The 11,198-nt window shown below is 43.3% G+C and carries 7 protein-coding genes; all 7 read left to right on the plus strand.

What is annotated here, in order from left to right; all coding sequences use genetic code 11:
* Position 1 precedes the first annotated feature (1 nt).
* The 7 genes from FBD94_RS18940 (at position 2) to FBD94_RS18970 (ending at position 11,170) form a co-directional block, all read left to right on the plus strand.
* Positions 2–1,048: a FecR family protein gene (locus FBD94_RS18940; protein WP_136881371.1), complete on the plus strand. Its 1,047-nt coding sequence runs from the start codon at positions 2–4 to the stop codon at positions 1,046–1,048.
* Between the two features lie 203 nt (positions 1,049–1,251).
* Positions 1,252–4,773 (plus strand): TonB-dependent receptor domain-containing protein, encoded by a 3,522-nt coding sequence (locus FBD94_RS18945; RefSeq protein WP_235884565.1) that lies wholly within the window; start codon positions 1,252–1,254, stop codon positions 4,771–4,773.
* Positions 4,773–6,512: a DUF4397 domain-containing protein gene (locus FBD94_RS18950; RefSeq protein WP_131612248.1), complete on the plus strand. Its 1,740-nt coding sequence runs from the start codon at positions 4,773–4,775 to the stop codon at positions 6,510–6,512. Before FBD94_RS18945 ends, FBD94_RS18950 begins: the two co-directional genes overlap by 1 nt.
* Positions 6,512–7,732 (plus strand): hypothetical protein, encoded by a 1,221-nt coding sequence (locus FBD94_RS18955; protein WP_136881372.1) that lies wholly within the window; start codon positions 6,512–6,514, stop codon positions 7,730–7,732. Before FBD94_RS18950 ends, FBD94_RS18955 begins: the two co-directional genes overlap by 1 nt.
* 13 nt (positions 7,733–7,745) lie before the next feature.
* The gene (locus FBD94_RS18960; protein WP_169472358.1) at positions 7,746–8,828 is read left to right on the plus strand and encodes a fasciclin domain-containing protein; all 1,083 of its coding nucleotides are present in this window, start codon (positions 7,746–7,748) and stop codon (positions 8,826–8,828) included.
* Positions 8,829–8,834: 6 nt separating this feature from the next.
* Positions 8,835–10,169 carry a fasciclin domain-containing protein gene (locus FBD94_RS18965; protein ID WP_136881374.1) on the plus strand — a complete coding sequence of 445 codons (1,335 nt, stop codon included), beginning with the start codon at positions 8,835–8,837 and terminating at the stop codon, positions 10,167–10,169.
* A gap of 2 nt (positions 10,170–10,171) precedes the next feature.
* On the plus strand, positions 10,172–11,170 hold the full coding sequence (locus tag FBD94_RS18970) for a fasciclin domain-containing protein (protein WP_136881375.1): 999 nt from the start codon (positions 10,172–10,174) through the stop codon (positions 11,168–11,170).
* Positions 11,171–11,198: the final 28 nt, after the last annotated feature.

Genomic DNA, 11,198 nt, shown 5'->3' on the forward strand with positions numbered 1-11,198 from the left:
TATGCAGCAACCAATAGATAAAGAATTACTAAAAAAATACCTTAAGGACAGTTGTAGCCCTGCAGAATTGCAGCAAGTCCGCGCTTATTTGCTAAGACCAGGTACCCGGGAAATTTTGCATGACCTGATTACTTCCGACTCACAAGAGGAATGGGAACAGCAAACCAATACAACGCTGATCCCTGATGATCAAATGAGAGAATGGCAAGCAAAATTTGAGCTAAGAAAAACTGCTCAAACAACGCTTTTAGATCAGTCCGAAACATCCCGCTCTTTTAGAGGCCCTCGCTTTTTAAAGTATGCAGCAGTATGGATTCCTTTAATCCTCGGCGTCGGAATTTATGCTTTTAGCCGGCTAAAAGATAGCCCTTCAACATCGGCCCCTGCTATTGCGACGCTGGTGATGAAAGAATTTAGTACAGTAAAAGGGCAACGGGCAAAGATCACCCTTGCAGACGGCACATTGGTATATATGGGGCCGGCCAGTACACTAAAATATCCAGAACAGTTTTCGGATTCAACTAGAGTGATCGCACTTAAGGGAGAAGCCTTTTTCGAGGTAGCCCACAATCCACAAAAACCATTCATCATACACACACAAAACATCCGCACACAGGTCCTAGGCACCTCTTTCAAAGTGAATGCAATCAAAGGACGGCCATTTGAAGTGCAGGTGGCTACCGGTAAAGTTCGCGTTGATCGTGTAAATCCAGGGCAAACAGAGCATTTGGCAGTGCTTACGCCGGGTCAGCAAGTGACGTTAAGTTCCTTAAACAGTACCGCAATACTTGGGCAGGTAGCCGTTCAGGATGTTCGTGGATGGAAAAATTCGAAGCTTGTATTTAAGGATCAATCCATTGGGGAAATAGCAGGACAACTGGAACGGGCTTATGATGTTCAGTTTAGCTTCAAAAATGCTGCAAAAGCCAGAGAAATAGTCACGGTAACCCTTCAGGACAATATCCCATTAAACCAAACCCTTCGGGTTTTAAGTGCCGGCGCACAGTTTAAATACAGTATAAAAGGTAAAAACATCATCATTAATTAAGGAAAGGCGGTTATGACTCATTAGTTACTTCAAACAAAACGTTCCCAATGGCCCTGGCAGGCTAAAGGGAACGCTTAGATATTTCTTCGGGCCCTCATTGTTTTGGAAGACACATAGGCACGATGAAATGGCAGCCGGAAAACCGGCCTATTAACAGATTATTTGCCCAAAGGGCAATTTTAACCCGTATAACATTCAAATATATGCAAAAAGGATCAATAGCTAATCCTTCACTTTTATTGGAACCCGGTGGTTCCAGATTTTTAAGAATAATTTATTTGCTGATGAAATGTTCATTTGTCCTGTTGTTTACTAAGCTTACTATGGTAGGCATGTTGTATGCCAACACCGTTACTGGTCAGAATCTTAGCCGAAAGGTGGATCTGAAGCTGGAAGGGATGGGGATTAAAGAAAGTCTACTGGCTATAGAAGCCAAAAGTGGCGTTAAGTTTCTGCTTCCGCAGAAGACGCTTGACATCAGCTCCAAAAAAGTAAATCTCAGGGCCCCTGATATTACAGTTGCCGAAGCGATTAAAAATGTGCTTTCGAACTCGGGGTTAAGATATAAAATAGTAGATCATTATGTGGTAATCGAAGCCATCCCCGCCCAGCAGCGCATTACGGGCAAAGTAATTGATGCAGTGAACAAGGAAACCTTACCGGGCGTATCTATCCGGGTAAAAGGCGTGCAGGGGGGCACCACAACCGATGCCAATGGTAATTTCAGTATGACGATCAGTCAGCCGGAAGTCGTGTTGGTATTTAGCTATATCGGCTATAACAGCAGAGAGCTGAAAGTTGATAAAAACAGCGGTAACCTTACAGTAGCCATGAGCGCTTCAAGTAAGGCATTGAATGAGGTCACCGTACAGGCAAGAAGAAAAGCAAACACCAGCATCGCCGTTTTGGATGAAAGGAAAAAATCTTCCATTATACAGGATGCCATTTCCTCAGAACTGATTGAAAAGACCGGTAGCATCACAACTACACAGGCTTTGCAAAGAGTAGCTGGTGTAACCGTAACCGATGATAAATATGTAGCTATCCGCGGTTTGGGTGATAGAAGTGTAATCGGACAGCTCAACGGTGTACGTTTAGCTTCTTCAGATCCAGACAGAAGTACCATTCCTTTAGACCTCGTCCCGGCCTCTCTGTTAGATAACATCACCATTTATAAAACCGTAACCCCGGATAAACCTGCCGATGCCGCAGCCGGTATTGTAGAGCTAAAAACAAAATCGGTACCTGAAAAGGAGACTTTTGAAATCATAGCACAAAGCGGCTTAAACTCTAATGTAGGCCTAGACGGCCAATACAATAGTTTCTGGAACAGCGATATGGGCACTTTTGGCGATAAAATAAACGACAAAAATCTAACTGCTGATTTCAAAAATCTGGCTCAGCAATATCCGGCCGGATTGGGCTCTATTCAAAGCATGATTGCAAACAGTAATTACAGCCCTTCAGCTTATCAGGAAGTAAACAGGATCAACAACATCATGCAATCTTTTGATCCGGTAATGACTACCCAATACAAAAAGGCTCCGTTGAACCAATTGTACTCGGCTACTTACGGAAATAGCTATGAGGTGTTTAAAAAGCATAAAATAGGCTTGATTCTGGGTGGAAATTACTACCGCCGCATTACCGATATTTCTGGTGGAGATTTAACTCAATACAGTATCTATCAGGGTGTGGTGACTGGCAATCCAGATGTATACAGTCCACGAAATATTCCAAACTATATCACGCCAAACAGTTTGTACATGGGTAAATACCAGACCTATAAAGAAAATACTGGTGTTGAAACCCTCAATTACGGTACCCTGGCAGGTTTAACCTATCGTTTTAACAGTCGAAACGAAATCAGTATGCAGTATCTGGGTAGCTGGGGCGGAGAAAGCAAGGCAACAAACCTGTATGGCCGTTATGAATACACAGGCTTACCAGGCGATGTATACACCACCACCTATTCGCTGAAACAGACTTTCCGTAACCTGAATACATTTAACTTACAAGGAGAGCATAAATTTCTGGATACAGAAATGTCGCCTCGTTTAAGCTATAATGTGGCCAGCTCCAGGTCGAAACAAAACGATCCGGATTTCCGTTTCGCGAGTTTAGTGGACTATATGCCAAGAGCTGGTGGCTGGTACCAGAGACCAGGAGTCGGGGCTGGAAGTACTGGTGGCGATCTGACTTATACTAAACATCTTTACGCCTTAACTTCTGGTTATGTAAATGGATTTGGCCCTTACGGTATCATGCAGGCAGAGCCAAACGGACGTAGATGGCGTAACCTGGATGAAAAAAACTACAACTACAAAGCAGACTTAAGCATCCCTTTTAAATTATTCGGACACATCCAGCAATTTAAAACAGGGGTAAATTATTTATTCCGTGACCGCTCTTTCACAGAGAACCAGTTGTTTTTACCAGGTTCTAATTTTACTACTAATAAATCTATCCCACTGTACGATGTGGAAGGTAACCTGAACCGACTGGTGAGCAACCAGGTGATCGGCGTAAAAATGCCTGCAGCCAATCAGGGCGAGGGCATGTTGCCTATCGGTGGTTTCTTATACAATACCCAGAAGTCTCCAAACAACTATACCGGCTATTTTGAAACCAATGCCCTTTACGGGATGGTAGATTTGAAAATCACTGAAAAACTTCGTTTAGCAGGGGGTGTACGTTTCGAAACTACTAATATTGGCTCGAAAGTAGATACTGCAGGTGTATTCTTAGATCCTTCATTGACTGCAGGAGGCGCCAACGGCGGAAGGATCCCTTTGAATCCAATCAACCCCAATTCGGTATACAAAACAGGTTTCAAGCCTTATTACTCTGTAAACGCGACCTATACCTTAAACGACAATATGAATTTCCGTACGGCTTACAACACCACTTTGGCCAGACCAGAGTTAAGGGAAATTACCAACGTTTTTGAATTCGACGCCTTCCAGATGGGATTGGTAGTAGGTAATCCAAACCTGAAAAACCAATCTACCCAAAATCTGGATTTCAGATGGGAATGGTTTCCCGAAAAAGGAGAAGTATTGGCAATTTCTGCCTTTGGTAAACGCATCGAAAACCAGTTGGTAAAGGTATTCAGCTTGCAAACCGCAGGTTTAGCAGCTACCTACCCAGAGTTTCCAACCATCCAGTTCCAGAACGATCCTAACGTGGGTAGAGTATGGGGATTGGAGTTGGAGGTAGTGAAAAGCCTTGGCTCTTTATATGATCCTTTGAAGAATTTCTATTTCGGTTCTAACTTGTTACTGGCACAAAGTGACATTAAAAAAACACCGGAACGTTATGAAGCCATTCGTTCACTGGATCGTTATACGCCAAAAAACTCTCCGCTTTTTGAGCAGGCACCGTATTCTATCAACCTTTGGTTAAACTATGAAAACCCAAAATCGGGCTCTGATTTAACCATGACCTTTAATATGGTAGGTGAGCGTTTGGTACAGATTAACCTGACCGGCGAACCCGATTTATATACGCAACCAGTACCGGTATTGGATTTTGTCTTCAGTCAGCGGATCACTAAAAGCGTGAAATTTAAAGGCTACGCTAAGAATATCCTGAATCCGGCAATAAAAACCGTTTATGCAAATCCTCAGACTGGGGGTAAATGGTACGGTAACGAATACATCAACCGAAGTTTTACTCGTGGTGCAGAAATTATGCTGGGCTTTACCTATAACCTTTTTAAATAATGAATAAGCTAAAATATAAACCCCTCCCCCTCTTTTTCCTGATGGTCATGATTTTAGGTCAGGCCTGTAAAAAGGACAAGCTGAATTTTGAGGCAGATAACCGCGTTTTAACGGAAAACCGTATCAATTCTACTGCCAGGGTGATCAATCTAGCACTTTATAATCAGGTGATCGCCAATGGCGATAGTCTGACCAGTTTTCTAACCCCTAGTCCAACTCCTGGATCACCACCTAAATTACCGGGAACCTCTTATTTCCCGAACAATGGGTATTTGACTAAAATCTGGAATGTGCCTCAGGATCTTTTTAATGCACAGGAAATTGTAAAACTGGACTTCATGACCAGATCATATCAGGCCACATTGGGTAATGATATCAAAACGGAGGTCAAAAATGATTACAATAACCCTACGGACTATTTCCTGATGCCAACCTTTGGTATGGAAGGGCAGCCGGAGGTTGTTCCAATAAAGCGCGGTGTTGCGGCACCCTCAAAACCTGATCATTTTAAAATCAGAATCGTAAACCTTTCCGGTAAAATTAAAGTTCCTGGCTTCAACAGCAGTGGGGCTTTGGAAGATTTAACGGGTAGTGTCTCTTTGGCTTATTCCGATGGTTCATTGGTAAATCCGAAGACCAATAACATCAGCTCAGCAACACAAACATCTGAATATATAGAGGTCCCTTATGGTACTTATCAGTTCAAAGTGCTGATGCAGGATGGCCGACAAATGCCGGCGCTAGGTTCCGAATTGAATCAATACACCTTGCTGGATCCACCAACCTCTACGATTCCTAAAGATATGATGAATTCTACCGCTTTAACTTATGCGCCAATTCAAACCTATCAACCTGGAGGTATTTACACAATTTTAATCGCACCACAGCGGTTTAATTATCTGATCAATGAGAACTCTGAGACTGCTGATACTTATCAGAATTCATTTCAAATACTCAATGACAATAGCCCTGCGGTGAATAACACTTACTTCAGGATACAGGGCGTTAATGCTTTGAATACAGCAGCTGTAAGTTTCAGGGTAGATGGTAAAACCATTGCTACCGACCTTGGTTTTGGTGCATCAGGTGCCTATAGTAATTTTATCCAGGGTACGCATACCATCGAAGCTATAGATGCCTCAGGTAAGGTCATTGCCAGCGTAACGCAAGTACTTCGCCCTGCACAAAATTATACAGCCTGGTTATCTCCGGATGCTGCAGGTGGGCCTAAATTATTATTAGTAGCCAACGATCTAAGTGGGGCAACTTATAGCGGAGGCCTTGCACAAGAAGATGCTACTTATGCCAGAAATCAGTACCGCTACTTCTTCTTTAAAAGGTTTTTAAACCTTTCAACTGGCAATCCCTACATCACTTTCACCTTGAATAATGGGCAGTCTATTTCCAGCGGCGATGACAACCCCAATGCCGGAGTGAATCTTCAGCCGGGAATGCCATTGTTTGAGCGTCCTTATGTGAGCAGTAGCTATGAGCAAAATCCATACGAAATTATGGCCTACCGTTCTAAACCTAACGTTGTTCCGGGCATTTGGGCAAGCGACATTGAGGTGCTGAAAAGCGATGCCTTTATCGCCAATAAAGACTTGTATCTGCGACCAGCAAGAGCATTGCCTGTGCATGAGCCGGGTATTTATACCCTGAGCTTAATTGGGCAATCGGGAACGGGAAGTACGCCGGCAACCAAAGCAAAAATGATCATTATCAAACATAACAAATAATGAAAAAGAATAGATTATTTCAAATCAACACCACATTCGTCTGGCTGGTAGCTTGTAATTTCCTGCTGTTAGCTTCCGGTTGTGTAAAGGTCGAGTACAGTAAAATTAAAGAACCTGCTTACCTGCGTGTGTTCAACAACCTTAACTACGTGCAAACCCTAGGCAGCAAGGACAATAAAGTGCCGTTTTTCTGCATGTTCATCAATCCTGTAGTGGATGCCAGCGGCATGCCGGTAAGTGCGGAAATTGTAGGTGATTTTCTAGACCAGCGGGATGCTTATGCACCACCATATCCATCGCATATCGGAACCAGTACTTCGGTAAACAACCCGGAATATCCTGGAAAAGAAAATGTATTGGTAGGTCCGATCTTAAACGGTTTTGATTTGAGCAGCTGGGCACAGGTGCCATCTGGGAAAGTGCGCATTATGTTCGCTTACCGGCCTAAAAATACGGTGCCATTCTTTCAATTGGAAAACCATCTTAAAAAAGATATTCTGATCGATACGACTATCAATTTAACCGCTCAGGAGGTTTACACCATGCACCTGCTGCAGAAAGATTTCGTGACCAAAAGAACAGGTGTTTTATTGCGTCAGGAAATCTTCCATAAACTCCCACTATCTGACTCACTAGCCTATGTGAATTTCTATAACATGAGCGGAAAAGGTTATTGGGAGGCCGACAAGTCGCTTAAAGAAGACAATTTCCTGCTCGCAAGTTTTCAGTGGGGAATGAAAGATGACATGAACGTTTATCTTTCACTCTACGAAGATCAGAATATATTGAACCATAAAGGCCCTACAGTACCGGGTTATAAAGGGAAATACTTCGCCAATGTGAAGCTAAATACGGAAACCGCAGTGGTTAACCCTTATTCCAGCTTCCCGATCTGGGCCAGCAAATCATCCAATGGCATCACCACAAACATCTGGCAGCGCTTCGACTTTTTTGTGCCGGGAATGGATATTTCTACCAATCCATTTTTTGATGGGTCTATTGATAACGGAGGGAACTGGGTTTCTGTGAATTGCCTTCTAAATGGTAAAATCAGACTACAGAGCAGTGATAACGGAGCAGTATTGCCCAATCTATTGGTTAACATCCACTCTGGAAAGAACAATCCAGCCACATTCGCTACCGTAAACACCATTGAAGTAGTAAATGGTAAGGTTTATTTAACCACTATTCAAAGGAAATATGCACCGCCAATTTATTAAGAATATGATTTCCATGGAAAAAAGAAAATATAGGAGTAAAACGCTGATGATACTGGCCATAGGAATGCAACTCTTATTGCTAGCTTCCTGTAAGCATGATGATTTAACGACTGCTGCACCTAACGAGAACATCCGTCCGGCAGCCGATTTTGTGAAGAATAACTATGAGATGCGCTTGTTTTATGCAGCCATTAAAAAAGTAGGCTATGTGGATGAACTCAACGGAGCAGGCCCTTTTACCATATTGGCACCTACTGATGCTGCATTTAACAGAATGGGTATTTATAATCCCACAGATTTTGATAAACTGAACGCAGATAGCCTGAAAAAGGTGATCGGATACCATTTGTTACCTCGTAAGTTGAGTGTAACTGATATTCCCAACAACGGTATTGATGTGCGTTATGCCACTTTATCCGATGCGGAAGTGTATACTTCCAGGGCATCCACAAACCCAAATGGGGGCGCGGAAAATGAACTGTATTTTTCTGGATCCGAGGTCACCCGTCAAGATGTGATATTGGCCAATGGTACCCTGCATGTGCTGGACAACGTAATGAAGCCTAATTTCAATAAAACCGTACAAGCATGGCTGGCCGGACATCCGGATTACAGCGTGTTCGTAAGCGGCTTAAAGAAGTTTAACTTATGGGATCAACTGGCAACAACACAGCAATTCACTGTTTTTGCGCCAAATAATGAAGCCCTTAAAAATGTAGGGATTACTGCCGCTTCTTTAAATGAGATGGATGCCAGCAAATACCTGGGGGATCTGCTTTTTGGGGTTTACCTCTTATACGACAGACACTTTTTTGTTTCCGATGGACAGGTGTTCTCCAGGATCAATTCTAATGGTTCCTTTAGTTATTTCCTGAAGAACAACAGCCATTACATGACTTTCGGAGGCGGAAAACAATACCCAAGCTTTAAACTCGGTTATGGATTAGTCCTGTATCCGGGTAACGGACCTTCGGATAGTCCTATAAAAGCAGTGACCAGCGAGATCGTCGCAAAAAATGACAATTTATGTAGCAATGGGCTTGTTCACCACCTGGTGGATGGATTGGTAACACCAGAACAAGCAATAAAAAAATAAGATATCATGATGAATATGAGAAATTTAAGGTCAGTTGTTTTATGGTCAAGTCTATTTCTTTTAGCAGCTTGTACCAAGAGTGAATTTCTGCCTGATCCGGAAGGAATTCAGATTCCTTTTCAACCTGAAGCCACACAAACCGTAGAAGAATTATTGGCCGAATCGCCGGCAAAACTATATTACAGCGCCTGGCAAAGGAGCAACATCAAGAATATCCTGCAAGAAAAAGGACCCAAATTGGTGTATACTGTTTTCGCCCCGAATGATGCGGCGATGCAAGCCGCAGGTTTAACCGCCAGCGCAATTACTCAGATGCCCCTACCAGAACTGGACAGCTTAATGATGTTTTACACCACTATTGGCCCGGTTACCCAGTCAGAGCTGAAACAACGGAACGACAATTTTGTGGTGAAGACTTTGCTGCAGCGCCCAGGACTTTATCTTCCTTATTATGAGAATACCGGAACAGGACTAAATCAGTACGATTTATATTACTACAGAAATTACGTAGGCGTAAAAGGAGAATCCTTACTGATCAATGGCAAGAACTCAGGTAAACTAAACTATTTGCCAGCAACCAATGGCGGCGTTTATATCCTGGAAAATACCGTAGAAAAGCCAAGAAAAACCATTTTGGAAGCTTTAACTGATGATGGCAGATTTACGATATTCCTGGAATCTCAGCGCCTGGCCGATGAATATTATATAGAGGCCATGATCAATGATATGGAACCGCTTTTCGGTTATAGACCTAGTCCGGAGGAAGTCCTCCCTTACATCAGCTCCCGAAAGCTGTATCAAGTTGGCTGGGGCATAAATGCGCCGATTTATGATGGGTATGTCGGGCCAAATATCACGATATCCACACTCTTTGCACCAACGGATGAAGCTTTTCATAAAGCAGGATTTCAAACCCTGGCCGATGTGATGAAGTTTAATGAACGCAGTGCCAGCACGATCCGTTTTGATGAGAACCTATTTACCGGAGTGGGCGGCTTTCCGATGGATACCGTGTACAACTTTCACCGCGACTGGGGAAGGATGTTTCAACCGGTTACCTCAGGCGGCGATAAGGCTTACGCCAATACCACTATATTTTATGGCAATGTGCTCAATGCTGGATTGAACGATTACATGGTCAATCTGGGTGGTAACCCACCCGCAGAATTTGCCTATAAAATGCCAATCGAATTTTCATCAGTAAATAACAGCATTCAGATGAAGGCAAAAGGTTCCGCCTATCCGGCAGCTACGGTGACAGAAACGGACATCAACACCTTAAATGGACCTGTCCACGTGGTCGATCGCCTGATTTTTCCTAAAGGATTTAAATTAAACTAAACATGGCACATTTATATAAAAAGAACGCCCTATTTTCTTTAATGCTGATGACCATATTGGGAATATCATGCAGTAAAGATGACCAGCAAAATAGCGATTACGATAATAATAAGATCAACCTGGTGATCGCCGATAACTTTAACCTTTCGGCGTTTAGCGCTGCCTTAAAACGCAGTGGATTAGACAAGTCCCTACAGGAGGGTGCCGGTCCTTATACGGCTTTGGTGCCTTCAGATGCGGCCTTTACTGCTGCGGGTTATTCCGGGGCGGTAGGCGTCATGACGGCCAACCCGACCACAATTTCGCGTATTGCGAACTACCATACCCTGGACGGAAAGTATGAACTGAATAAGCTCCCTTTCTTGTTTAATCAGGAACTGCGTTCCCGAGGAGGAAAGTTGTATGCCACACACTGGATCAAAGGCCAGGATACGATCCTGACCCTGAATGGTTCCAGGGTGATTTCGAAAAATATCCCAGCTTCCAATGGATTGATCCAGGTGGTTAATCGTGTGTTAACACCTTATCTGCATGATTTATTAGGCGATGCCATCGCCGCAGAAGCGAGTACCACGCTTTTTACCCAGGCTTTAAGAAGTTCTGGTCTGTTGCAAACCATTAATGAAGCAGGCCCTTACACCATTTTTGCCCCTAATAATACCGCGATGCAGGCAATTGGCTATATAAGTATCGAGCAAATCAGCAACACCAATCCGACAGAGCTGAAGCGTTTCGTCAACTACCATATTGTGAAAGACAGACGCTTTATCTACGACTATATTTTAAGCACCGGGCCTTCTAATAGCAGCAGGCAAGCCATGTTGGATGGTAATTCGGTGACGATGACCTTGGTGCCAGATGAAAGTGCAGTAGGAAGTTTTAAGGAGATTACACTCAGAGGAATCGGAAATACGACGGAGGTAAAACTGCTGAAACAAGACATCCTTTCTGGAAATGGTGTATTACATATTATTGATGGCGCTTTGCGAATCACCCAATAACCGGCTTCGTAAAACAATTAAACTTAAA

It is taken from the genome of Pedobacter hiemivivus (assembly GCF_005144565.1).
Taxonomy (GTDB): Bacteria; Bacteroidota; Bacteroidia; order Sphingobacteriales; family Sphingobacteriaceae; genus Pedobacter; species Pedobacter hiemivivus.

Excerpts from the sequence above, each read along its gene's own strand:
- FBD94_RS18940 (WP_136881371.1), top strand. The coding sequence starts at position 2 with ATGCAGCAACCAATAGATAAAGAATTACTAAAAAAATACCTTAAGGAC.
- FBD94_RS18945 (WP_235884565.1), top strand. The coding sequence starts at position 1,252 with ATGCAAAAAGGATCAATAGCTAATCCTTCACTTTTATTGGAACCCGGT.
- FBD94_RS18950 (WP_131612248.1), top strand. The coding sequence starts at position 4,773 with ATGAATAAGCTAAAATATAAACCCCTCCCCCTCTTTTTCCTGATGGTC.
- FBD94_RS18955 (WP_136881372.1), top strand. The coding sequence starts at position 6,512 with ATGAAAAAGAATAGATTATTTCAAATCAACACCACATTCGTCTGGCTG.
- FBD94_RS18960 (WP_169472358.1), top strand. The coding sequence starts at position 7,746 with ATGGAAAAAAGAAAATATAGGAGTAAAACGCTGATGATACTGGCCATA.
- FBD94_RS18965 (WP_136881374.1), top strand. The coding sequence starts at position 8,835 with ATGATGAATATGAGAAATTTAAGGTCAGTTGTTTTATGGTCAAGTCTA.
- FBD94_RS18970 (WP_136881375.1), top strand. The coding sequence starts at position 10,172 with ATGGCACATTTATATAAAAAGAACGCCCTATTTTCTTTAATGCTGATG.